Source organism: Ruegeria sp. AP11, from assembly GCF_056535865.1.
In genome coordinates, this window is the sequence record NZ_JBQFJB010000003.1 from 92,497 (window position 1) to 117,307 (window position 24,811).

General features: G+C 55.5%; 20 protein-coding genes. 18 read left to right on the forward strand and 2 right to left on the reverse strand.

Going from position 1 to position 24,811, the window contains the following annotated elements:
• Positions 1 to 36 precede the first annotated feature (36 nt).
• The 17 genes from ACR3E4_RS21965 (at position 37) to ACR3E4_RS22045 (ending at position 19,688) form a co-directional block, all read left to right on the forward strand.
• Positions 37 to 945, forward strand: a complete 909-nt coding sequence (locus ACR3E4_RS21965) for an NAD(P)-dependent oxidoreductase (protein WP_480535102.1) — start codon at positions 37 to 39, stop codon at positions 943 to 945.
• Positions 942 to 2,396 carry an NAD-dependent succinate-semialdehyde dehydrogenase gene (locus ACR3E4_RS21970; RefSeq protein ID WP_480535101.1) on the forward strand — a complete coding sequence of 485 codons (1,455 nt, stop codon included), beginning with the start codon at positions 942 to 944 and terminating at the stop codon, positions 2,394 to 2,396. Before ACR3E4_RS21965 ends, ACR3E4_RS21970 begins: the two co-directional genes overlap by 4 nt.
• Before the next feature lie 24 nt (positions 2,397 to 2,420).
• Positions 2,421 to 4,616 (forward strand): alpha-ketoacid dehydrogenase subunit alpha/beta, encoded by a 2,196-nt coding sequence (locus tag ACR3E4_RS21975; RefSeq protein WP_480535100.1) that lies wholly within the window; start codon positions 2,421 to 2,423, stop codon positions 4,614 to 4,616.
• A 1-nt stretch (position 4,617) separates the two neighbouring features.
• On the forward strand, positions 4,618 to 5,163 hold the full coding sequence (locus ACR3E4_RS21980) for a VOC family protein (protein WP_480535099.1): 546 nt from the start codon (positions 4,618 to 4,620) through the stop codon (positions 5,161 to 5,163).
• Positions 5,164 to 5,175: 12 nt separating this feature from the next.
• On the forward strand, positions 5,176 to 6,444 hold the full coding sequence (locus tag ACR3E4_RS21985; protein WP_480535098.1) for a pyruvate dehydrogenase complex dihydrolipoamide acetyltransferase: 1,269 nt from the start codon (positions 5,176 to 5,178) through the stop codon (positions 6,442 to 6,444).
• Between the two features lie 308 nt (positions 6,445 to 6,752).
• The gene (locus tag ACR3E4_RS21990; protein WP_480535097.1) at positions 6,753 to 7,883 is read left to right on the forward strand and encodes a substrate-binding domain-containing protein; all 1,131 of its coding nucleotides are present in this window, start codon (positions 6,753 to 6,755) and stop codon (positions 7,881 to 7,883) included.
• A 65-nt stretch (positions 7,884 to 7,948) separates the two neighbouring features.
• Positions 7,949 to 9,439 (forward strand): sugar ABC transporter ATP-binding protein, encoded by a 1,491-nt coding sequence (locus tag ACR3E4_RS21995; protein ID WP_480535096.1) that lies wholly within the window; start codon positions 7,949 to 7,951, stop codon positions 9,437 to 9,439.
• A 13-nt stretch (positions 9,440 to 9,452) separates the two neighbouring features.
• Positions 9,453 to 10,415, forward strand: coding sequence for an ABC transporter permease (locus ACR3E4_RS22000; RefSeq protein ID WP_480535095.1), 963 nt, complete (start codon positions 9,453 to 9,455; stop codon positions 10,413 to 10,415).
• Positions 10,415 to 11,389 (forward strand): ABC transporter permease, encoded by a 975-nt coding sequence (locus ACR3E4_RS22005; protein ID WP_480535094.1) that lies wholly within the window; start codon positions 10,415 to 10,417, stop codon positions 11,387 to 11,389. Before ACR3E4_RS22000 ends, ACR3E4_RS22005 begins: the two co-directional genes overlap by 1 nt.
• Before the next feature lie 17 nt (positions 11,390 to 11,406).
• Entirely contained in the window at positions 11,407 to 12,186 is a 780-nt protein-coding gene (locus tag ACR3E4_RS22010; protein ID WP_480535093.1) for a glucose 1-dehydrogenase, read from the forward strand.
• Positions 12,187 to 12,203: 17 nt separating this feature from the next.
• Positions 12,204 to 12,971 (forward strand): SDR family NAD(P)-dependent oxidoreductase, encoded by a 768-nt coding sequence (locus ACR3E4_RS22015; RefSeq protein WP_480535092.1) that lies wholly within the window; start codon positions 12,204 to 12,206, stop codon positions 12,969 to 12,971.
• A gap of 11 nt (positions 12,972 to 12,982) precedes the next feature.
• Entirely contained in the window at positions 12,983 to 14,050 is a 1,068-nt protein-coding gene (locus ACR3E4_RS22020) for a 2,3-butanediol dehydrogenase (RefSeq protein WP_480535091.1), read from the forward strand.
• Entirely contained in the window at positions 14,047 to 15,135 is a 1,089-nt protein-coding gene (locus ACR3E4_RS22025; RefSeq protein ID WP_480535090.1) for an SDR family oxidoreductase, read from the forward strand. Before ACR3E4_RS22020 ends, ACR3E4_RS22025 begins: the two co-directional genes overlap by 4 nt.
• Positions 15,132 to 16,133: a Gfo/Idh/MocA family protein gene (locus tag ACR3E4_RS22030; protein WP_480535089.1), complete on the forward strand. Its 1,002-nt coding sequence runs from the start codon at positions 15,132 to 15,134 to the stop codon at positions 16,131 to 16,133. Before ACR3E4_RS22025 ends, ACR3E4_RS22030 begins: the two co-directional genes overlap by 4 nt.
• Positions 16,130 to 17,128: a zinc-dependent alcohol dehydrogenase gene (locus ACR3E4_RS22035; RefSeq protein ID WP_480535088.1), complete on the forward strand. Its 999-nt coding sequence runs from the start codon at positions 16,130 to 16,132 to the stop codon at positions 17,126 to 17,128. The genes ACR3E4_RS22030 and ACR3E4_RS22035 overlap by 4 nt, the downstream gene beginning before the upstream one ends.
• A 68-nt stretch (positions 17,129 to 17,196) precedes the next feature.
• The gene (lpdA, locus tag ACR3E4_RS22040; protein ID WP_480535087.1) at positions 17,197 to 18,591 is read left to right on the forward strand and encodes a dihydrolipoyl dehydrogenase; all 1,395 of its coding nucleotides are present in this window, start codon (positions 17,197 to 17,199) and stop codon (positions 18,589 to 18,591) included.
• Between the two features lie 260 nt (positions 18,592 to 18,851).
• Positions 18,852 to 19,688: a shikimate dehydrogenase family protein gene (locus ACR3E4_RS22045; RefSeq protein ID WP_480535086.1), complete on the forward strand. Its 837-nt coding sequence runs from the start codon at positions 18,852 to 18,854 to the stop codon at positions 19,686 to 19,688.
• Positions 19,689 to 20,020: 332 nt separating this feature from the next.
• On the opposite strand, the gene ACR3E4_RS22050 is transcribed toward ACR3E4_RS22045, so the two are convergent.
• Both ACR3E4_RS22050 and ACR3E4_RS22055 read right to left on the reverse strand, forming a co-directional pair.
• Entirely contained in the window at positions 20,021 to 21,433 is a 1,413-nt protein-coding gene (locus ACR3E4_RS22050; protein WP_480535085.1) for a sodium:solute symporter family protein, read from the reverse strand.
• Between the two features lie 457 nt (positions 21,434 to 21,890).
• Positions 21,891 to 22,796, reverse strand: a complete 906-nt coding sequence (locus tag ACR3E4_RS22055) for a LysR family transcriptional regulator (protein ID WP_480535084.1) — start codon at positions 22,794 to 22,796, stop codon at positions 21,891 to 21,893.
• 208 nt (positions 22,797 to 23,004) lie between these two features.
• On the opposite strand from ACR3E4_RS22055, the gene ACR3E4_RS22060 reads away from it, so the two are divergent.
• A complete protein-coding gene (locus ACR3E4_RS22060) occupies positions 23,005 to 24,738 on the forward strand; it encodes an arylsulfatase (protein ID WP_480535083.1) in 1,734 nt (577 codons plus the stop codon).
• Positions 24,739 to 24,811 lie beyond the last annotated feature (73 nt).

Genomic DNA, 24,811 nt, shown 5'->3' on the forward strand with positions numbered 1-24,811 from the left:
GAACCCGGGATTGGGTACAGGGTCCGAGAGGCAAATATGACAACGCGAATAGGCTGGATCGGGCTCGGTAAAATGGGCGCTCCGATGGCAATCAACCTGTGCCGGGCCGGCGCCAATGTGACCGTGTTCAACAGAAGCCCTGACAAGGGCAAACCCGTTCTGAACGCGGGTGCCGCATTGGCATCCAAGGCCAGCGTGTTGGCCGCTCAGTCGGACATGCTGTTTACCATGCTGTCGGACGACTGTGCTTTGCAACAGGTGCTATTGGGCGACAATGGCGCTCTGAAAGAGATGCGCGCAGGAACTATCCTTGTTGATATGAGCACAGTATCTCCGCCCGTATCGCAAGACATTGCCGACGCGGCGGAAGGCTACGGTGTGCGATATCTTCGGGCCCCGGTTTCCGGGTCGGTGGCTCTAGCAGAGGCTGGAACTCTGACCGTTATGGCGTCGGGACCGAAGGGGGCCTTTCACGACTGTCTCGACGTCCTGAAGGCGATGAGTGCACGTCAGTTCTATGTTGGAAGTCATGAGCAAGCACGGGTTCTGAAGCTGTCGATCAACATGATGGTGGGGTTCACTGCTGCCATGATGGGCGAAGCCTTGGCGCTTGGGCTGAAAAACGGGGTCGATCGGGCAACCATGCTGGATGTGATAGGCGCAAGCGCCATTGCGTCGCCATTGGTTGGCTACAAGCTGGATGCGTTGAAGGCGCGGGATTACTCACCAGCATTCGAAGTCACTCAGATGGCTAAGGATTTCGATCTGATACTGGAGGCCGGCCGTCAATCTGCAGTTCCAATGCCGCTGGCCGCTCAGGTCCGCGAAGGTTGGAGCGAACTAATCGCCGATGGCGATGGCGAGATGGACTTCTTCAAATACGTCGAACTGGCCACGCAACGCGCAGGCACAACCCTTCGTGCCGACAGGGAGACGGCGGCATGACCCTGAATCCAGACCTCATGAAGCACGCTTGTCTGATCGGCGGCCAATGGCGACCCGCCGGGGCTGGTGGAGTGGTTTCCGTAGACAACCCGTCAACCGGTGCAGTTTTGGGCGCGGTGCCGAATTTCGGGGTCGAGGAAACGCGTGAGGCGGTCTCGGCGGCTCAATCGGCTTTGACGGATTGGCAGGGCCGCACGGCCAAGGATCGCGCCGCAATCCTGCGTCGCTGGTACCAACTGATCATCGAGCATACTGAAGACCTCGCAGCGATCATGACTGCAGAGCAGGGCAAACCGCTGGCCGAGTCGCGGGGCGAAGTGGCTTATGGCGCCAGTTTTATCGAATGGTTCGCGGAAGAGGGTAAGCGCATATATGGCGATGTCATCCCTAGCCCTTGGGAAGACCGGCGTATTGTTGTTGTGAAACAAGCGGTTGGGGTTGTTGCGGCCATTACACCTTGGAACTTTCCCATTGCCATGATCACGCGCAAAGTCGGGCCGGCTTTGGCCGCAGGCTGCACCTGTGTCGTCAAGCCCGCTTCCGCCACACCGTTTTCTGCCCTGGCGATTGCGGCACTTGCACAAGAGGCTGGTGTCCCGGATGGCGTGTTGAATGTCGTAACAGGATCAGCACGCGCAATCGGCGGCGAGCTGACGGCCAATCCGACTGTACAAAAGGTGACGTTTACGGGATCGACGGACATCGGAAAGGTGCTCATGCGGCAAAGCGCCGATACCGTGAAGAAAGTCTCGATGGAGCTGGGTGGCAACGCGCCGTTTATCGTGTTTGATGACGCGGATATCGACGCTGCTGTGGAAGGGGCCATCGCGTCGAAATACCGAAATACCGGGCAGACCTGTGTTTGCACCAATCGCATCCTGGTGCAACGCAACGTCCATGATGCATTTGTCGAAAGTTTGGTGACGCGTGTGAATGAACTGGTTGTCGGGGACGGGTTCGCCGAAGGTGCGCAGCAGGGGCCATTGATCGATCTGGCGGCGGTTGAGAAAGTCGAAGAGCACATTGCCGATGCGCGCTCGAAAGGTGCTTCGGTCGCCGCAGGTGGCGCGCGCCACACGTTGGGCGGGTCTTTCTTTCAACCGACAGTCTTGACCGGTGTCACAACGGATATGGCCGTCGCGCGGGAAGAGACTTTTGGGCCGCTGGCACCGATTTTCACATTCGACAGCGAAGAAGAGGCAATCAAGCTGGCCAACGACACTGAATTCGGCCTGGCCGCCTATTTCTATTCCCGTGATATCGGCCGGATCTGGCGTGTCGCCGAAGCGCTTGAATACGGCATGGTCGGGATTAACGAAGGCATCATCTCGACCGAGGTCGCGCCGTTTGGCGGGATCAAGGAAAGCGGCGTGGGACGGGAAGGCGCGCACTACGGAATCGAGGAATTTGTTGAGACGAAATACCTGTGCATGGGCGGGCTGAACGCCTGACCTTTGCCCGCGGAGTAGAGCACAATGCCGAGAACAACGAAAATCAAACCGATGGTCGACTGGGTGGATATCACCGCCACCGAAGCCGACTGGGACAAGCTCGGCAAAGCCGAAGCGATCAAGATGCACAACCATCTGCATCTTGTGCGCGCTTTCGAAGAGATGGTGCTGGAAATGGATGCACAGGGGTTGATCCACGGTCCTGCACACAGCTCGATCGGGCAAGAGGGTGGCGCGATCGGATCGATCTCACCCTTGAAGCCAGGAGATCAGGTCACCGGGTCCCATCGAGGCCATCACCAGTTTGTCGCTAAGGCTTTGGCATATCTTGATCCCGGTCACGTCGATCCGCTGACGACCGATTTGTCAGGCGACATTCTGCAGTTGTTGCAGAAATCCTTGGCTGAAATCATGGGGCTGGCACAAGGCTATTGTAAAGGTCGCGGCGGCTCGATGCATTTGCGTTGGGAAGAGGCTGGCGCGTTGGGCACCAACGCTATTGTTGGTGGTGGCGTGCCATTTGCAACCGGGGCCGCGTGGACCAAAAAACGCTGCGGCACCGACGAAGCGGTGTTTTCCTATTTCGGCGAGGGCAGCGCACATATCGGCTCGGTCCCAGAGGCAATGAACCTGGCAGCGCTTTGGGACTTGCCTGTCTGCTTTTTCATTGAAAACAACGGGTTTGCCGTGGCGACCACGGTCGAAGAAGAAACGCGCGAAACTCGGGTCTCATCTCGCGGTTTGGCTTTTGGCATCCCGTCCTTCCGGGTTGACGGCATGGACCCAGTCGCGGTCCGCGTCGCGACTGAACGCGCTTTGGATATCATGCGCTCGGGCAAAGGGCCGACGGTTATCGAAGCCGTGCTCTATCGCTTTTTCCATCATGGGGGCGGCGTTCCAGCCAGTGCCTTCGGATACCGCAGCAAAGAAGACGAAGCCACTTGGCGCAAACGCGATCCAATTTTGGTGATGCTGGACGGTTTAAAAACACGTGGATGGCTGGACGATGACGGTGACGCCACATTGGCCACGCGTGCCAAGTCCGCGATGCAACTGGCGGCCTCGGCGCTGACGGTTGAGGATGGCAATAAACGCACTGTTATCGAAGCTCTGTGGCCAGATACCGCAATGCGCGACGCAGGATTGCGTGGAGATTTGAGTGAATTGGACGGCAAACGCTTCGAAGAACAAGAAGAATTCTCGGGTACGTTGGCACCTGTCAGATATGTGGATGCCGTCGCCGAAGTTATGAACCGGCGCATGGCCGAAGATGACCGAATCTTTTGTCTGGGCGAGGACATTCACCGCCTGAAGGGTGGAACCAATGGTGCCACAAAGGGACTTGCCGAAAAATATCCGGACCGGATCATTCCAACTCCCATAGCCGAGGCAGGATTTAGCGGGCTGGCCGGTGGCGTAGCTATGTCTGGTAAATACCGTCCGGTTGTCGAACTGATGTATCCCGATTTTGCGCTGGTCGCGGCGGATCAGTTGTTCAACCAGATCGGCAAGGCCCGGCACATGTTTGGCGGCGATACCGCGATGCCAATCGTGTTCCGTACCAAGATCGCGATCGGAACCGGATACGGGTCGCAGCACTCGATGGATCCGGCTGGGTTGTTTGCTCAGTGGCCGGGCTGGCGCATCGTCGCGCCCTCCACCGCGTTCGACTACGTCGGGTTGATGAACAGTGCTTTGGGCTGCGACGACCCCGTTCTGGTGATCGAACATGTGGGTTTATACACGCAAAAGATGCTCGGGCCGGTCGAGGACTATGACTATTTCATACCACTTGGAAAGGCCAAGGTGGTGCGGGAAGGCAGTGCGATGACCATCCTGACATACTCAGCCATGGTCGAAGAATCCCGCAAGGCGGCCGAGGCACTTGGGCTGGACGCCGAGATCATCGATTTACGCTCTCTGGATCGTGCAGGTATCGATTGGGAGACCATCGGTGAAAGCATCCGCAAAACCAACAATGTGGTGGTTGTCGAGCAAAGTCCGTTGACCGTTTCTTATGGTGCGATGTTGACTGACGAATTGCAGCGTCGGTACTTTGACCATCTTGATCAACCCGTCCAGCGGGTGCATGGCGGCGAAAGCTCTCCCAGTGTGTCAAAGGTGCTAGAGCGGGCAGCCTTTGCGATGGCCCCTGAGGTCGAAGTCAGATTGAAACAGATGATGATCGATACGGGCCGTGGGGCCTTGGTCGGGGTTTGACATGGCTGATGGCAGACCAAACAGGATGCCGGGGCTGCGCGGGGTTGAGCATGTTGGCTTTACCGTGCCGGATCTTGAACAGGCAACTCGTTTTTTCGTCGACGTGTTGGGGTGCGAGGCATTCTACGATCTCGGTCCGTTCCAGTTCGATGACGATTGGATGTCGCGTCAGTTGAACGTCCACCCCCGTACAGTGATGAAGAAACTCCGTTTCTTTCGCTGTGGGCATGGGCCGAATTTTGAGATTTTTGAATACGAAGCACCGGACCAACGGAAGGCCCAACTAAAAAACAGTGACATCGGCGGACACCATCTGGCCTTTTATACCGATGACTTCCAAGAATCGTTGAATTGGTTGCGCGACCACGATGTCGAAATATTGGGCGAACCCGTGGTGCGCCATCAAGGACCATCAGCGGGGCAGACCTGGGTGTACTTTCTTGCACCTTGGGGGATGCAACTGGAACTTGTGAGTTTTCCAGATGGCAAAGGGTATGAAATGACCACCGACCGACGCCTTTGGAACCCGGTAAACCCTTCCGAATGAACAGGTAAAACCATGCCCATTGAAATCACAATGCCGTCTCTGTCCCCGACGATGGAAGAAGGAACGATCGCCTCCTGGCTTGTTTCCGAAGGGGAGCAAGTGAGCCCAGGTGACATACTCGCCGAAATCGAAACTGACAAAGCGACGATGGAGTTCGAGGCGACAGATGCTGGGACCGTTGCGAAAATCCTGGTGCCCGCAGGGACTGAAAACGTGGCTGTCAGTACACTGATAGCCATAATCGCCGAAGACGGTGAAGACGCATCAGGCATTGAACTGCCAAGTCAAAATAAGCCTAAACCACAGGCTGAAATTGTCAGTTTGCCGGACGCCCCAGAACCAAATCCAGACATCGCATCTAAGGCGGTTCAATCAAATAGCCGGGTTTTTGCGTCACCTCTGGCGAAACGGATCGCTGCAGAAGGTGGGCTGGATCTTTCGGGTGTCTTAGGCACAGGTCCCAAGGGGCGGATCGTTCGGCTGGATGTCGAGAATGCGTTAAAGCAACTTAAACAAGCACCACCTCGGAAAGAACCAGCCACGTCTGAAACAACGCAGGTTTCAGACCTATATCCTGAAGGCAGCTATGACGTTGTCGAACTGGACTCTATGCGCCGAACGATCGCACGGCGATTGACCGAGGCCAAGCAAACCGTTCCCCATTTCTACTTGCGGGCGGACGTTGAACTGGATGCGTTGTTGGCGCTGCGGTCGCAACTCAATGCGGCAGCACCGAAAGTAGAGGAAACTCCGTCCTTTAAGATTTCGGTCAACGATCTGGTGATAAAGGCGCTTGCTCTGGCTCTGGCAGAAGTACCGGATGCTAATGTCACTTGGGCAGACGGCAATGTGTTGCGTCACCGGGCCGTTGACGTCGCCGTTGCGGTCGCGATCGACGGCGGGTTGATCACGCCGATCATTCGGGACGCCCAGGGAAAAAGCATCTCAGCCATTTCGTCGGAAATGAAGGACCTTGCCGCACGGGCCCGGGCGCGCAAACTTACGCCGGAAGAGTTCCAGGGTGGGACTACTTCGGTATCCAATCTGGGTATGTTTGGTGTGGACTCGTTTGATGCGGTGATCAACCCACCGCAAGGGACTATCCTTGCTGTCGGCGCAGGCACGCGCCGCCCGGTTGTTCGAGGCGAACAGGTAGAGGTTGCAACCGTTATGACGGTGTCTCTATCCGTTGATCACCGAATGGTGGACGGTGCAGTTGGCGCAGAGCTTCTTACAGCTTTCAAACGTTATGTCGAAGCGCCGCTGACTATCCTGTCCTGACTTTTTTCACCCGGTTCGAAGACGTTATTGCGCCTACGATCACGGGTATACCGCATCGCGCCCGCTCCCGGCGCGATGCGGTTTTGATTTTTGTGGATGCCTTACAATACCGGGGCAATCGCGCTGTCCGGCGACATGCCGCCAATATCCAATGCGGATAACTTCGGAGCCATTCGAACCCTTCCAAGTCGTAACCTTTTTTCATGCACCCATGTGCCGATTCTGAGAGCCACCCAGGTTGGGGCAAAGCGGAATGGGGAGGGCTTCAAAATTGCGGCCTGGCACGTCTGAAGTTGGAGGAGAACCCGATGAGAACCTTTAAAATTGCGGCGGCGATGGCCGTGGCTTCTATCGCCGCAACCGCAGTCGCAGCCGATGTCTATACCGGCGCGCCGCGCACATATCTGTACAATCCCGATGTTGAGGTATGTTTCAACGATACCTCGCAATATAAAAAAGAAGGTCCCTACACGATCGGGTTCTCGAACGCCGGTCTTGGGGACAGCTGGCGCGTCGTCATGCAGCACTCGGTCATGACTGCCGCCGCCGAGCATAGTGATCAGATCGAAAAACTTATCATCACTGACGCTGGACATGACGATGCAAAACAGGTCGCTGATATTCAGGATCTGATTTCTCGGGGTGTGGATCTGCTGATCGTTTCTGCAAACACACAACAGGCTTTGGACCCCGCCGTTTCCCGCGCCATGCAGCGCGGAATCCCTGTGGTCATGATGGACCGCCGGATTGCCTCGGACAATTTCGTGACCTTCGTAACCGCGTCGGACGCGATGATGGGACGGCTCTTTGCACAGTGGATTGTGGAAAAGTTGGATGGTGAAGGGAATGTTGTGATGCTGGCCGGCCAGGCCGGATCCAGCCCTTCGGAAAACCGCGAAAAACCCGCGCGTGAAGTGTTCGCGCAGTATCCTGGCATCAATATTCTGGAAACTGTCTACTCCGACTGGTCGCCTGTGAAGGGCAAACAGGTCATGCAGGGCATGATTGCCAAGTACGGTGATGACATACATGCCGTGTGGTCTGCGCATGGTCTGCAAACGCCGGGCTCGGTCGAGGCGTTCCTCGAAGCGGGGTGGGCACCCGAAAATATTCCCCCACATACTACAGCGGATGTGAACGGGCCGCTGCAAATGGCGATCGAACACGGCATCCCGATGCTTGAGGTCGGTTATCCTCCGGCGATGGGCGGAATTTCGGTCGGTGTCGCACTGGACGTTCTGGCTGGTGCACCGGTGCCTTGCATCTATGAAATCAACGCTCAGATCGCCGTGTCCGAAGGTCACAATACGCCTTCTATTCAAACCAACCTGCGTCTGACCGACCTTGTCGTGCCGAACGGCGCACCGGACATGCTGGTTACCGGCGGTATGGGGCAGGACTATGACCCGACGACCTACTCCGTCGACTATCCCAAGTAAGCCTTAACCACTCAAACCGGACGGGGTCCTGAAGGACCCTGTCCAACCCACAGCTGAGGCCAGACATGCTGACACTCACTTCCATATCCAAATCATTCCCGGGCGTTAAAGCGTTGGACCAAGTCGATCTTGATGTCCGTGCCGGTGAGATCCACGGGCTGCTCGGTGAAAACGGGGCCGGCAAGTCGACGCTGACCAAAACGATTGCCGGGGTTTACCAGCCCGATGAAGGTCAGATCGAGTTCGACGGGGAAATCATTCACTGGACCGCGCCAGGCGATGCCAAAGACGCCGGAATTCATGTCATCTATCAGGAATTTGTTCTATTCCCGCATCTCTCGGTCGCCGAGAACATCTTTTTGGGAAATGAACGCCGGAATGGGCTGGGTCTGATTGATTATCCGCAGACACGCCGGGACGCGCGTGAGCTTTTGCAACGCCTTGGCGTCGACATCGACCCCGATCAGCTTGTGTCCGAACTGACGGTCGCTGACCAACAGATGGTCGAAATTGCCAAGGCGATGGTTCACAAGGTTAAATTGCTTATCCTGGACGAACCAACTGCCGTGATCTCGGGTCACGAGGTTGAGCTGCTGTTCAAACGTCTCGAGGCTTTAAAAGCGGATGGCGTGGCCATCATCTATATTTCGCACCGGTTGGAAGAAATCTTTGAGATCTGCGACCGGGTCACCGTTCTGAAAGACGGTCAGTTCGTGGATAGTAAGAAAATCGACGAGATCGACCGGGACCAACTGATCGCCTTGATGGTTGGCCGTGATATGTCCGAACTGTTCCCTATCAAGGAAGACGATGCGCCTGCCGGTGACGTTGTTCTGCGTGCTCAGAACATTTCAGTGAATGGGCGGGTTCACAATGCCAGTATCGAACTGAGAGCTGGTGAGATCACCGCGTTGGCCGGGATGGTTGGTGCCGGGCGTACGGAGTTGGCGATGGGCATCTTTGGTGGTCTGCCTCTCAAGTCCGGGACCGTTGAGATCGACGGCGAAACCTATTCTCAGATGAATCCTGCATTGGCGATTAAAATGGGCATCGGTCTCGTGACCGAGGATCGCAAAGGGCAGGGGCTGGCAATGCAACTGGATGTCGCCGCGAATGTGACGGCCTCTGATTTGGGTTCGGTCACACAATCCGGTCTCATCAATTTCACCAAAGAATTCAAAATCGCGGAACAGGAAATCGAAGAGTATCAGATTGCCTGTCGCGGGCCGCGCAACCCGGTAGCAACGATGTCAGGCGGCAACCAGCAAAAGGTCATCGTCGCGCGTTGGGCGCGCACTTGCTCCAAGGTCCTGATCCTGGATGAACCTACTCGGGGTGTCGATGTCGGTGCAAAAACCGAGATTTACCGGATTATGCGGGAACTGGCGGCCAAGGGGATCGCGATCCTGATGATCTCATCCGAGCTGCCCGAAGTTGTCGGAATGTCGGACCGGGTCGTTGTGATGCGAGAAGGCATCGTCACCGGAGAGTTATCGAAAGAGGAACTCTCAGAAGAAGCAATCATGCAGCTGGCAACCCAGCAGGAAGCAGCGTGAGGGAGGACGAAACATGACGGAACTTGCTTATCGCTCTTACAACTTTTTCACCAAACGTCAGTCTGGCCTGCTGGTTGTCATTGGCTTGTTGGTTCTACTGTTCCTGTTTGGCGCATTCATTTCCGGCAGATTCAGCTCTGCATCGAACCTGTTGAACGTGTTTGAACAGTCAACCGGGCTGGCATTGGTTAGCCTTGGGCAGACAATGGCGGTGCTGACAGCAGGGATCGATCTGTCGGTTGGCTCGATGATCAGCCTGCTGAGCGTGCTCCTGTCCGGCACGATTGACGGCGAAGCGACGCGGGTTCTTCCGGTGTGTCTGGGCATCATGGTACTGGGCGCAGCTATCGGAAGTCTGAACGGGCTGACTGTTATCTGGCTGAAGGTACATCCGCTGATCGTCACCCTTGGCATGGGTGCACTGCTGCAGGGGGTTACGCTGCTGTATACTCTGGGACCGGCAGGTTCGGTTCCCTTAGAATTTGACTTTGTCGCCTACGGACGGGTTGCCGGGCTTCCGGTAGGTGCGGTTTTCACGATTGTCCTGTTCATTCTGGTGGCTCTGTTCCTTCGGTATGTACCGTTTGGCCGGTTTATCTATGCCGTTGGCGACGATGAGGCCGGTGCCCGCCTGATGGGACTTCCACGCAAGCGCGTGCTTGTCTTTGTCTATGCGTTTTCCGGCTTCTGTTGCGCACTGACTGCGATCTACCTTGTTGGTCGGTTCGGGGTAGGCAATGTCTACACCGGGCAAAACTACACGCTTGCGTCGATCACTCCGGTGGTGGTCGGAGGCACCCTTCTGACCGGAGGTCGCGGTGGTGTCATCGGGACTCTGTTCGGAGTCTACCTGATCTCGCTTTTAAATAACCTGCTGAATTTCATGGATATTTCCACGCACTATCAGCTTATCATCCAGGGTCTGATCATCATTCTGGCCGTGTCCGTTTATGTCGAGAAAAAGAGGGCTGTGTGATGCAACAAGCCGTGAACGCTGAAATGTCGACCGCAAACCAGAAATCCAAGGCAATAAAGGAACTTGGCGCCCGCTACGGTATTCATCTGGCGCTTGTCGCCCTGATCGTAGTGTCGGGCATTGTGTCTCCGGCCTTTCTGTCGGGCAACAACATCTCGAACATGCTTTTGCAAGCGGCGCCGCTTGGTATCGTCGTGATTGGTCAGGCTTTTGTGATCCTTGTGCGCGGTCTGGACCTGTCAGTGGCCTCTATCATGGCGACCGCGGCAGTTGTTGCCACGGCCTTCAACGGCCAGCCCGGGGATGTCATACCCATCATTCTGATCGCATTGGGTATCGGGCTGTGCACTGGTTTGATCAATGGCCTGTTGGTTACCAAGCGCGACGTATCCCCGTTTCTTGCCACGCTTGCGACCATGATCGTTCTGCAAGGGTTACGGTTTGCTTACACGCAAGGCGCACCGTCCGGGAATGTACCGCATTTCTTCCGTATCATCGGTGCCGAGACCTTCTTAGGGCTGCCCTACAACGTGCTCATTTTGGCAATCCTCGCCGTCATCTTCTCGGTCGTGCTGCATAAGTCGACCTTTGGCCGGCAGGTCTATATCACCGGTGGGAATCCCAAGGTCGCGCGGCTGGTCGGGATCAATGCCGACCGGGTCACCATCATCTGCTATGTTATCTCGGGTGGTCTTGCTGCCATTGCCGGACTGGTCCTGTCAGGGTTCGTCGGCATCGTGGACAACTGGGTTGGCCGCGGGTTCGAGCTGGACTCCATCGTGGCAGCCGTCATGGGAGGTATTGCCCTGTCTGGCGGACGCGGCAGCATTCTGGGCGGCCTGGTTGGTGCCGCTATCCTAATCGTCGTGTTCAACGCAGTTCTGCTGTTCGGAATGCCGGTTCAGTTTCAGATCATCATCAAAGGCATCGTGATTGTCATCGCGGCCGCCTTCTACGTCAAACGCGGCGCTTGAAGCGCCAGGAGGAAGACATGGGTAACGACGTTACAGGTAAATCGATCATCGTGACCGGCGCAGGTCGTGGAATAGGGGCCGGGATCGCAAAGGACCTGGCTGAGAAAGGCGCACAGGTCTGCGTTGCGGATCTAAACGAAGAGGCCGCTAAAGAGGTAGCCGCCAAGATTGGTCATGGGGCCATAGGTGTCGGCGTCAATGTGGCCGACCGGGCATCCACCCGCGCAATGATCGGCGCAGCAGTGGCGGCGTTCGGCAAGCTTGACGTCATCTTCAACAATGCCGGGATCAGTCAGACCTGCCCGTTCATGGAAATCGTTGAGGACGACTGGCAGCGCATCATGGATGTGAACGGCAAGGGTGTGTTGATCGGTACGCAGGAAGCGGCCCGGCAATTCATCGCACAGGGTTCGCCAGGCAAGATCATCAATACGGCATCGATTGCCGCGAAACAGGGCTATCCGCTCTTTGCTCACTACTGTGCCTCGAAATTCGCGGTTGCCGCGCTCACTCAGGCCGCGGCACGTGCTCTCGCCGAGCACAAAATCACAGTGAATGCATTTGGACCCGGGGTCGTCAAAACCGAGCTGTGGGAGCAGCTGGACCGCGAGTTCATCGAACGGGGCGTCACCGAAAAAGAAAACGAAGCGATCGACGGGTTCTCGGAATCCATTCTGTTGGGTCATGCTGCCGTTCCAGCCGATATCGTGGGAACGACAACGTTCCTGGCCTCCTCAGCCTCTGACTATATGACCGGCCAAACCGTCATGATCGACGGCGGCATGGTTCTGATCTGAATAGAAGGAAAATGACAGTGGGACGTACACAAGACCAAATCGCCATCGTTACTGGTGGTTCGCGTGGGATAGGTGGAGCCACGGTAACGCGACTGGCTGAAGAAGGCGCAAAGGTCACGATCTTTGACGTGATCGAGGAAGCCGGGCAGGCCCATGCTGAAAAACTTCAGGGCAGGGGGTTGGATGTTGACTTCATCAAGGTTGATGTCACCAACGAAGAGAACGTGCAATCGGCCATTGATGAGGTGATTGCCAAGCATGGACGGCTCGACATTTTGGTGAACTGCGCGGCGATCACCGGCGTGAACAAATTTGCCCATGAGGTCGAAGCCGAAGAATGGGATAAGGTCTTTGATGTGAACGTCAAAGGCTCGTTCCTGTGCACCAAGTACGGTGTTCGACCGATGATGGAGCAAAAGAAGGGCGCAATCGTCAATTTCTCGTCGATCTACGGCCTGATCGGCAACGACGACTTGCCACCGTATCACGCCACCAAAGGCGCAATCCTGTCGATGACCAAAACCGACGCGATGTGTTACGCGCGCCATGGCATCCGGGTGAACACTGTGCATCCCGGCTCGACCATGACCGAAATCTTTATGCAGGCGGCGGAAACCTATCCCGATGGCAAACAAGCTTACCTCGACATGATGGGCAAGCTTCATCCACTCTGTCTGGGAGAGCCGGTTGATGTGGCCAACTGTGTTTTGTTCCTCGCCTCAGACGAGGCCCGCTTTGTGACAGGAGCAAGCCTGGCCGTAGATGGCGGCTATACAGCGCAATAAGGAGACAAGATATGCGTGCCGTCCGCTTTCATAACGCCAAGGATATCCGCGTAGAAGAGGTGCCCGCGCCCGACAGCAATCTGGCCGCTGACGAAGTGCTGGTGCGACCAGGGGCCTGCGGGATTTGTGGAACCGATTTGCACGAATACATCGCAGGCCCCATTGTGACCCCGGAAACGCCGCATGTGTTTACAGGGGCCACGAACCCTCAGATTCTGGGCCACGAATTCGTCGCGGTGGTCGAAGCCGTCGGTAGCAATGTCAGCCACGTGAAACCCGGAGACAGGATTTCCGCTCAGCCACTGATTTCGCCTCGGGACGACTATTTCGGTCGGCGTGGTCAATACCATCTGAGTGACAAAATGGCATGTGTCGGCCTCAGTTGGGCCTGGGGTGGTATGGCCGAACAGGCGGTGCTGCCGGGCTATTGCGCACAGCCTGTGCCGGATGCGGTGTCTGATGATCAAGCCGCCATGATCGAGCCAGCTGCGGTCGCAATGTATGGGGTTGATCGCGGCCAGATCGGCGCGGGATCGACCGTGTTGATTTCGGGCGCCGGACCGATCGGTGCCTTGACGGTGATTTGTGCCCGCGCTGCCGGAGCAAGCCTGATCATCGTCTCTGAACCGAATCCAAACCGGCGGCGGATCATCCAACAGATCGATCCCACTGTGATCGTAGTTGATCCGGCAGCCGAAAAGGCGGGCGATGTCGCCAGAGATTTGACCGAGGACCATGTTGGCGTCGACGTCGCGCTGGAATGTGTTGGGCTGGAAGTATCGCTGAACACATGCGTCGACGCGGTGCGCAGAGGCGGCAAGGTTGTTCAGGTGGGGCTTCACATGAAACCCGCGAGCATTGATGCTATGCTTTGGGCGCTTAAGGATATCAGCGTCGAAGCGACATGGTGCTACCCAACTTATGTCTGGCCTCGTCTTGCGGGATTGATCGCCGCCGGAAAGCTGCCCGTGGAAAAAGTGATCACTGGTCGGATCGATGCAGATGACGTGGTTGAAAAAGGGTTCGAGGCCCTTTTGGACCCAGGCGGTGAACACCTCAAGATACTCGTTGAAACATGACCCGGACAGCCCTGATCATAGGCGCTACCGGCCTGTCCGGTAGCAATCTGGCTGCTCGCCTGAGCCAATCCGCAGGCTGGCATGTTTACGGTTTGTCTCGTGGGGGAAAGGACGTGTCTGGCGTCGACATGCCCCTCGCCGCGGATTTGACGGATGAAACAACCAGTGTGGCGCTGCTGTCTGAGCTGACCGATGTCACTCATGTCTTTTTCTGCACATGGTCAAGACAGCAAACGGAGGCAGAAAACTGTCGGGTGAACCGAGCGATGGTGCGCAACACGCTGAACGGGCTAAAGAAATCCCCATTAAAGCACGTCGCTCTGGTGACCGGAACCAAGCATTATCTGGGGCCATTCGAAGCCTATGCGCAGGGTCGACCTTACACCCCGTTTCTGGAAGACCAGCCCAGATTGCCGGGTGAGAACTTTTATTACGAACAGGAAGACGAAATTTTCGACACCGCAAAAAAACGCGGCTTCACATGGTCGGTCCATCGCCCGCACACGATGATTGGCTACACGCTTGGGAATGCAATGAACATGGCCGTTACGCTGGCGGTTTACGCGTCGATCTGTGCGGAAACAGGACGGCCGTTTCTGTTCCCCGGATCGAAGGCACAGTACCATGCTGTAGCAGACATCACTGATGCCCGCTTGCTGGCCCAACATCTAGAATGGTCTGCGACAACACCGGTCGCGGCAAACACTGTCTACAACGTAGTGAACGGAGATCTGTTCCGGTGGGAGTGGATGTGGGGCCGTATCGCGGACTGGTTCGGGCTCGAAGATGCAGGCGCACCCGACCATGTCACTCCGTTGGAATCCCAAATGGAGGACGCAGGCGAAGTGTGGCCCCGGATTGTGAGCAAACACGCGCTCCAGGATCATTCTGCGGTCAAGCTGGCCTCTTGGTGGCACACGGACGCTGATCTGGGGCGCGAGATCGAATGCTTCAACGATATGCGCAATAGCCGTCAGGCCGGGTTTTGTTCTTATCAAAACAGTGCTCGCTCGTTCTTTGACGTCTTCGAGGCGCTTGTAAAAAATCGGATCATCCCGGCTCCGATTGGAAAGGAAACAACATGACCGTCAAAATCGCCATGATCGGACTGGGTTGGTGGGGGCAGAAAATGGTTTCTGTCCTGCAAGCCGCGCCAGATGAGATTGAGATTGTGCGCGCGGTAGAACCAAACCTCAGTGCAGTGAAAGGATTCGCGCGCGAAAAGGAGTTGTTTGTCACGACGGACTACGCGGATGCACTCAACGACCCAGAGGTCGAGGCGGTCGTTTTGGCGACGCCGCATTCGCTGCATGAACAGCAGATCGAACAGGCGGTCGCTGCCGGTAAACACATCTTTTGTGAAAAGCCGCTGGCCCTCACGAAAGCTGGGGCTGAAAAGGCCGTGCGCCTATGCAAGGATGCGGGTTTGGTTCTGGGCATGGGCCATGAGCGTCGCTTCGAACCTGCAATGGCGGAATTGCTTGCCATGGCGGATTCAGGTGACTTGGGGCGTGTCCATCAGATAGAGGCCAATTTCAGCCACGATAAGTTCGTGTCTCTTGATCGAGACAACTGGCGCCTCAAGGCCGATCAGGCCCCAGCTGGTGGAATGACCGCCACCGGTATTCACCTGCTGGATTTGTCGGTGCGACTGCTCGGTGAGGCGGAAAGCGTTCTGTGCCATTGCGAAAACCTCTCTACCGACCTACCGCAGGGCGACACCGTGGCGGCCTTCGTAAAGTTCAAAAATGGCGGTACGTCATATGTCTCAGCTTCGCTGGCAAATCCATTCGTCTCGCGTTTTGCGGTCTACGGATCAAAGGGCTGGGTCGAAATCCGCGATAAGGCTCATGTAGAAGCACCAGATGGTTGGGTGGTCACCAAAGGACTGGTGGATTCTCCAATTACGGTGGAGGAAATCCCAACAGCAGAAGCGGTGAAGTTCAACCTGATCGCCTTTGCCCACGCGGTCGAAGGTAAAGAACCCTACCCAATTACATCTGACCATCTGGTCAACAACATCGCGCTGCTCGAGAGCGTTTTCAAATCGGCACAAAGTGGAATGATCGAGGAAATCGCATGACAAATTCAACGATGAAAGCACTTGTATTCGAAGAACCCAAAAAGCTTGTCGTTTCCTCTCAACCCGTTCCCGAGATTGACGCCAACACGGTTCTGGTCAAAACGCGAAAGGTCGGCATTTGCCACTCGGACTACGAGCTTTTGGCTGGGCAATACATCATACCGATCAGCTATCCCGTTGTTCCGGGCCATGAGTGGGTCGGCGAGGTAGTTGAAGTTGGCAAAAACGTAACAGGATTTGCACCGGGTGACCGCGTCGTTGGCGAATGTGTGATCAATACGCCGGAGCGCATTCACCATTTCGGGTTCTCGATGAACGGCGCGGACCGGGAGTATTTCAAAGCCCGCCCCGAGTGGCTTCACAAATTGCCGGACGAAGTTGACGATGCCAAGGGCGCTCTAATCGAACCATTCACCTGCGGCTATTATGCGGTCCTGCGGGGAGGCGGTACAAACGCCAGCGAAACCGTCGTCGTGTCTGGTGGTGGAACAATCGGTCTGGTTTCAGCGGCCGCGGCGATTGGCATGGGCGCGCGCGTGATCGTTGTCGATCCGATTCCGTTGCGACGCGAGACGGCATTGAAACTCGGTGCGGATGCGGCGGTCGACCCAACCGACGGCAACCCTGTTGAGGCAGTGCAGGAACTGACCAATGGCGGGGCCGATCTGGTGATTGAGGCCGCAGGCCACGCGTCGTCGCTCGCCAATGTGTTTGACTACGCGCGCCCGGAGGGACGGGTGTCCATGGTCGGTATCAATATTGGTCAGAAATTTTCTGTAGAGCTTGGACTCATCCAGATCAAGGACTTGAAAGTAAACGGCTGCATCGGATCGCCGGGCGTCTGGCCCGGTGCCATTCGCTTCCTCGGTCGGACGGGGCTGGACCTGTCACCGATCCAAACGCATGTGTTCGATTTGGATCAGGCGGCTGAGGCGTATGAGTTGGGGAAAGAGCCGACACAGGCGGTGAAGGTCACGCTCGACATAGCAAACTGAAATCTTTCACCTAACTACTTGGGTACGGCTGTTTAGGCGGCTCAATCCTAGACATCACGGAGTCAAAGATGTCGTCTAATTCCTATGATTTGATCGTAATCGGCGCTGGTCCGGGCGGCTATGTTGCGGCTATCCGCGCGGCACAGCTGGGTCTGAAAACGGCCGTTGTCGAACGCGAGCATCTGGGGGGCATTTGCCTGAACTGGGGCTGTATCCCGACCAAGGCGCTGCTGCGCTCTTCCGAAGTGTTTCACCTGATGGAACGTGCCAAGGATTTCGGTCTGAAGGCGGACAAGATCGGGTATGATCTGGACGCGGTGGTTAAGCGCTCTCGGGGGATTGCGGGGCAACTCTCGGTTGGCATCGGGCATCTGCTGAAGAAAAACAAAGTAACCGTGGTGATGGGTGAGGCCACGATCCCTGCCAAGGGCAAGGTCAGCGTCAAAACCGACAAAGGCTCTGAGGAACTGACTGCCAAAAACATTGTTCTGGCCACCGGTGCAAGGGCGCGCGAGCTGCCGGGGCTCGAAGCCGACGGTGATCTGGTCTGGACATATAAACACGCGCTACAGCCGTCACGGATGCCCAAGAAACTTCTGGTCATCGGGTCGGGTGCAATCGGCATTGAATTCGCCAGCTTCTACAACACTTTGGGCGCTGATACGACTGTGGTTGAAGTGATGGACCGCGTGCTTCCGGTCGAAGACGCTGAAATCAGTGCGCTTGCCAAGAAGGCTTTCACCAAGCAGGGCATGACCATCATGGAAAAGGCGATGGTCAAGCAGTTAGACCGCGCCAAAGGCAAAGTCACCGCGCATATCGAGGTCAAAGGTAAAGTCGAGAAACACGATTTCGACACCGTGATTTCCTCCGTTGGTATCGTTGGCAATGTCGAAAACCTTGGGCTCGAGGCTCTGGGCGTGAAAATCGACCGGACCCATGTTGTGACGGATGAATACTGCCGCACTGGGGTCGAGGGTCTCTACGCTATCGGCGACATCGCGGGCGCCCCCTGGCTGGCGCACAAAGCCAGCCACGAAGGCGTGATGGTGGCCGACCTGATCGCGGGCCAGCATGCGCACCCGGTCAAACCCGAAAGTATCGCGGGCTGCACCTATTGTCAGCCACAGGTCGCGTCGGTGGGTTACACCGAAGCTAAAGCCAAGGAACTGGGATACGACATAAAGGTTGGACGCTTCCCCTTCATCGGCAACGGCAAGGCGATTGCTTTGGGTGAGCCGGAAGGTCTGATCAAAACAGTCTTCGACGCCAAGACCGATGAGTTGCTGGGTGCCCATATGATAGGTGCAGAAGTGACGGAACTGATCCAGGGTTACGTGGTGGGCCGCCAGTTGGAGACCACGGAAGAAGACTTGATGAATACTGTCTTCCCGCACCCGACACTGTCTGAAATGATGCATGAAAGCGTGCTGGATGCCTATAGGCGCGTAATCCACATGTAGAAGGATCGTAATTGAAAGCGACGGTTTTGGCGCAAACTTCGTGACAGATTGTGTCAAAGACTCCGGTCTGTGCTGATCATCCGAGCAACGAACACGGGAATTGAAATCCACGTTAAACGCCATGTGGAGATCAAATCGGTTCACGTTCAAACCGACAGTCAGATTGACGCAAAGGACGGAATGAATGCGATCAGCTGACGAAATGTATAGCGCCGCCGAAATAGCAGGTTCCGAGGGCAGTACTTGTCCGTGGGGGGACAATGGATACTGAAACGACACGACTAAGTGTTTCGAGCGAGACGCTCATTGTGCCGGTATTCGGCAACCCCGTCTCCGAGACCGACTATCCAGTCTTGCTAAGCGACCGGGCAGCACAGTTTGGTCATAACACACTCTTCATTCCAGCGGATGTCCATCCCGACGGTCTGCGCAGGGTGCTCGAGGGATTTCGGCATTTGCGTAATTGGGCGGGTCTCGTAATCACGGAGCCGCATGATGCTACTGTGCTGGAGTATGTCGATCACATCTCGGAATCTGCGGAATTTGTGGGGGCGGCAAATATCGTACGGGTCGAAGCTGACGGGGCTTGGGTTGCTGACGTGACAGATGGCAAAGCGTTGGTGCGCGAACTCTGGCGAACTGGTGTAATCGTACAAGAGAGCGCAATTCATATTTTCGGATGTGGGCGCGCTGGAGCCGCGGTTGCACATGCTGTGGCACAGGCCGGAGCGGCTGAGGTCTCGGTGTCGGACTGTCAGGTTGAGAAGGCCGAGACCCTCGTATCCAAATTGTCCAAACAGGGGCTGTCTACGACATTTCGGGTGGGTACTGACAACATCCGGGCAGCCGATATCGTTATCAACACTTCATCGACCGAAACGCAGGGCAGGGGTGGTGTCAATCTATTGAGTAGGCATCATGTATTTGTTGAGATGGCCGGTGAATCGGAACATCTGAAAACTGAATGCTCAACCAAATGCGCCGCCATTTCGAATATTCGAACTGTCAACGGTCAAGTTGACGCGATCCTCGATTTCTTGGGGATGCTTCCTATCACATACGATGTTTCACTGGTCACTCGGCAGATATGGTTCTGAAGGGGTAGATGCATCCTTAAGCAATCCAGGTTCGGGATATAGCCCGCGTGTGACGTGAACGATACTTGAGCCGCGTATAGGCTAAATTATCTTGAGTTCTGCGATCTCAAGGCAATCTTTCTATCCTCGGGACCAATTTCTCAAAGACGAAGGCGCGCTGTGGGGGAAAGCTCTACCACCTTCAGCCCACCGTCAGATGCAACATTTACTTGCCCATTGTCCCATGCATAGACAAGCACCACTGTTTTGCCAGTATGGGAATCCCGCACCTCATTGAGGCTTTGTCGCAAAATTCACTAAAGTAGGAAAGCGGGTGCAATACACCCTTTCATCTAAGTGTATCCTTTTCGAGGAAAGACCAGCGTCGTCGCCAAAAACACCGCAGCCGAGACAATAAACGCTGTGGATGCCGAACCAAGCGGCTGAAACGGACTGTTCCCAGTTGCAAAAACATAGATCATGGCTAGCAGCCCGCTGACTTGCGTGAGGATAACGCCCGTGGTGCTCACTTTTGGCCAAACGGTACCGAGCAATGGCCACAGCGCCAGTGTCGCGATCGATGCGCTTAAGGTGACCAAGGGAAGGACCGTTCGAGTACCGAACTCAGTCACAGCAATCGAAATCGCCAGGGCCATAATGAGCAAAACCAGAACTCGCGAAATCGTGGTATTATGCACTTCGTCGCCAGACTGGGTTGTTTGTGACAGGAAATCGCGCGACAAGATTGATCCGGACGTCAATACAATGCTGTCAATCGTGCTCATGGCGAGAGCAAGAATAGCGACGATAAGAATAGTTCCACCGACGGGCCATAGCGCACTCAACGCGGCCGGTACCAGGCGATCCGGATCAATTTGAACATCGCCAAAGTGCACTGTCGAGGCCATCGCGGCAGCCAGAATGCAAAGTACGACAACGAAGTAGGACAGACAACTCATGGTAGCGACGTACTGGATCTGGGTTTCCTTTCGCGCCATCAACAAGCGCTGGAACATGTGCGGCCAGAGAAAGAACGCAAATGACCAGGACAGACAGTTATCTATAAAGGGCGGTAAATTGCTTGCGGAGAATACAAGTTTGTCAGGCATTGACAGGCTAATTTGGGTGAGCACCTCAAATACTCCCCCCTGCGCACTGATCAAAACAAAAGCGGCGGCAAGTAAGAATATAAGGATGATGATGCCCTGCAGAACATCGCTCGCGACAACGGCTCTTGCACCGCCAAAAAAAACGTAGATCGCAATAGCGAGCGCACAACTTATCACTCCAGTTTCAAACGGTATTTGACCGCCGGAAACTCCGGCGAGAATTTTGCCGACGCCGACAATCTGCGCGGCCAGGAACGGGAGCAGCGACAGAAGTCCGAGCAGGGCGGCCAATAATTGAACATTGCGGGATCCGTAGTGACGACCGAAATACTCCGCCTGGGTGACAATTCCACCTTGGCGTCCTTGCTTGGCGATCATTGGTCCAAAGGACCAAACGAGTGTTGACGTCACTAAAACTGCTACAAACATCTGCGAGAACAGAACACCGCCAGTGTAGAATAGTGCTGGGGTTCCAGTGACTGCGAGCGCATTCACGGCGGAGGCAACGAGGGTGGCCGTCAGGGCAAACATGCCGATATCGCGGTCAGCGAGATAATAGCTCTCGATCGTTCGGCGGCGCTTCGCTCTTGCCCAAATAGCAACGCCGATATGAGCCAAAAAATAGGCCGCCAGAGCGTAGCTGGTAGCGGCACTCATTGGTTTGGACCACCGAAGCATCCAGGGGTTTCACAAAATTGCTCCTGACGAGCCCTCAGAATTTCGTTGTAATTGCCGACCTCACATTCAAGCAAGATGGCGGATTGGGGTGCCTCAGATATCCCGGCTGGACGCTCGCGCGAACGATCCAAACGCCGGACGGGAAGAAGCCGTGTCAGATTGCAGTCTCGATTTGCTTTGAAGAGTTTGAACAATCTCAAAATACTGTTTCGCTGGTTTCGATGAGGTCTGTAGATGATTTTGGCTTAGTAAGATAGAAACTCATATCGTTCTAGGCGGTTTGCACGGTTCCAACTTATCTTACAAGAAGCTTGCATGGTTTCGGTCAGCCAGGCAATTTCACGTCTCTTGGCGCCATGCTGGTGTAATCTGTTAGGCGATCGCTAAGGTGCGGTTCTTGCAGTCCGTCTCAAAGATATCGATCTGGATAGTCGATTCACTCCCCGAATTCCGTCCGTAATATCCGCCAAAGCACATCCAAAGAGTCAAAGCGGTGGTTTCTTCGACGCGCGAAACAGATATTCCATTGAATTTCAGTCTGAGTAGCAACCTGCTTAAGGCGATCAAGTTTTGCATGTTCCGCAAACGCGTCTGTCATACCGCCACAAACAATGTCGCATCGGCACGCCAAATCGATGAGGATCCCATAATCGTCGCATTCGATCTGAGGGAGTCGCTCCGCAAGCTCCCAAGCTTGGTCATCACCTCCAAGGATTTCTGCAAACGTTGCCCGCCAATGCTTATGCAAAAACGGTGCCATTAGAGGCTGTCGAAAGAGTTTGTCTAAAGGTATCGGTGCTTCTGCGTGAATAGGATGCTCTGGTCGCGCCCAGAATGAAACGGGCCGGCGGTGTGCTACCTGGATCTCAAGGTCACTCAAGTCCGGTGTATGGGTAAGGTCGCATACGGCAATGTCAATGCGGCCGCCGCGCAGAGCTTCGAGCGGCTCTTTGGTGGCCCTCACATCGATCCGGACCCGCAGGTCTGGCATCTCAGAAAGGAGTTTTTCGAGGCTGGGGGAAATAATGGTTCGCGTCGTGAGTGGCCCACACCCAATTGCAAGAAGGTCTCCACCTTCGTTGCGCAAAGCCGCGACGCCGCGTTCAAAGGCATTTCCCGCCGTGTCCAAATCGGAAAGAAGTTGAAGAAATTTTTGACCCGCATCAGTCAGAGTGGTTCCGTTTCGGCTGCGTTCGAATAGACGTTTTCCTGCATAATCCTCCGCCTGCGAAATCCGACGGGACAATGTGGCTGGCGAAACCCCGGCAGCTGCGGCTGCTTCACGAAATCCTCCCACTCGCGCGAGAGCTTTCACGGCAACGGCCAATTTCGTGTCAATCATGTTTGTTGCCCTTCGGCGGCCACGAATACTGTGACGATTTTCCAAGCGACAATCCGGGGCCGCAAACTCGATTTCAAAAGTTTATACATTCGTTCCGAAAAGTGAAACCTTGGCTGCAAGCTATCGCAACGAAAGCTCTAATGCGCAACGATAAGCTGTACTGCGCTTTTGCAAGCGCGGCTAAAACAGCAACTTCGGTGAGTTTAGTATGAGACGTTTTCTTCCCCTTTTTTCCGCTTTGGCGGCGCTTGGCTTTTCTGCCGCGGCAGCGCAAGAAGATACACGCCCCAATTTCCTGATCTTGATCGCTGACGACATGGGTTTCTCTGACGTTGGTGCATTTGGCAGCGAAATTGAGACACCAAATATCGACCAGCTCGCGGCTCAGGGAATGTTGTTCACCAACTTCCATGTTGGCGCATCCTGTTCGCCCACGCGAACCATGCTCATAAGTGGGGTAGACAACCACCTGGCGGGTCTGGGCAACATGCTTGAGATCCAAGCCGACAACCAATTTGGTAAGCCGGGGTATGAAGGACACCTCAATGACAGCGTGGTGACGGTTGCCACGTTGCTGCGCGATGCCGGCTACCACACCTATATGGCCGGGAAATGGCATCTGGGGCATGACGAGGAGACCATCGCCTATGCGCGTGGATTTGATCGTTCCTTTATGCTAGGCGAAAGTGGGGCGGACAATTGGGTTGAACAGCCCTATGCGCCTTTCTACGAGCGCGTTCACTACTACGAAGACAACGAACTCGTGTCTTTGCCCACTGAAGACTATTTTTCGACTGAGCACTACACCGACACCATTATCGACTATATCGACAGCAACATAGATGATGGAAAGCCATTCCTGGCTTGGGTGGGCTATCAAGCGGTGCACTATCCCCACCAGGCCCCAAAGCCCTACATCGATAAATATGACGGTGTCTATGACAGTGGGTTTGCCGATTTACGTGATAAACGGCTGGCGCGCCAAGTGGAACTTGGCGTTGTTTCTCAGGACGTAGCGCTCGATGCGGCAATGGACAAAACCAGCTACGACCCTTGGCGGCTTGAGGATTGGGACGCGCTGTCCGGCGAAGAGCAGGCTTTCCATGCCCGCCGGATGCAGACCTATGCGGGCATGCTCGACAACATGGATGAAAACATAGGAGAGATTTTCGCCTATCTCGAGGAAAAGGGTGAACTGGACAACACCGTCATCCTGTTTCTGTCTGATAACGGCCCAGATCCTAACCAACTGACGCTCTCACCCGACTATCGTGAGTGGTATGAGGCCAACTATGACACTGTATGGATGGAGGATTACCAAGGAGATTTTTCGTCGATGGGACAGAAAGGTGTCTACGCGGACTACGGTCCGAGTTGGGCAGCAGCTGCAGCGACACCGGCCAGTTATTACAAAACGTTCTCGACAGAAGGGGGCCTGCGTGTCCCACTGATTGTGCGTTACCCCGAAATGGTGGCCGCAGGCACGAAGGTTGAAAGCTTCGCGTTTGTCCTGGACGTTGTCCCAACTCTGCTTGAGCTGGCAGGCGTTGAGACACCAGGCACGACCTATAACGGTCGCGAGATCAACCCACCCAGTGGGATCAGCATGGTGCCGGTCCTAACAGGCGCGCTCGATACGGTACGCGACGAAGACAACCCAGTCGGCTATGAGCTGGCCGGTTCCAGTGCTGTGTTCAAAGGGCGCTATAAGCTGTCCCAAAATCCACCGCCAAAAGGCACAGGAGAATGGGAGCTCTACGATACCATCGCCGATCCGTCCGAGATCAACAACCTGGCTGCAGACATGCCGGACCTCGTCGCAGAAATGCAGGCGTTCTTTGATGAATACGCCGAAGAGGTCAATCTCGTCCCGGTGCCCGAAGGCTACAACCCGTTGGAGCAAACTGTAATAAACGCCCAACGCGGTGGCGGCTTGCACTGAAACAATTGCAGCGTTTCAAGTCGTTGGAATGCTTTAGCGTAAGATCGTCGATCTGGTCAGGTTCTGAGTGTTC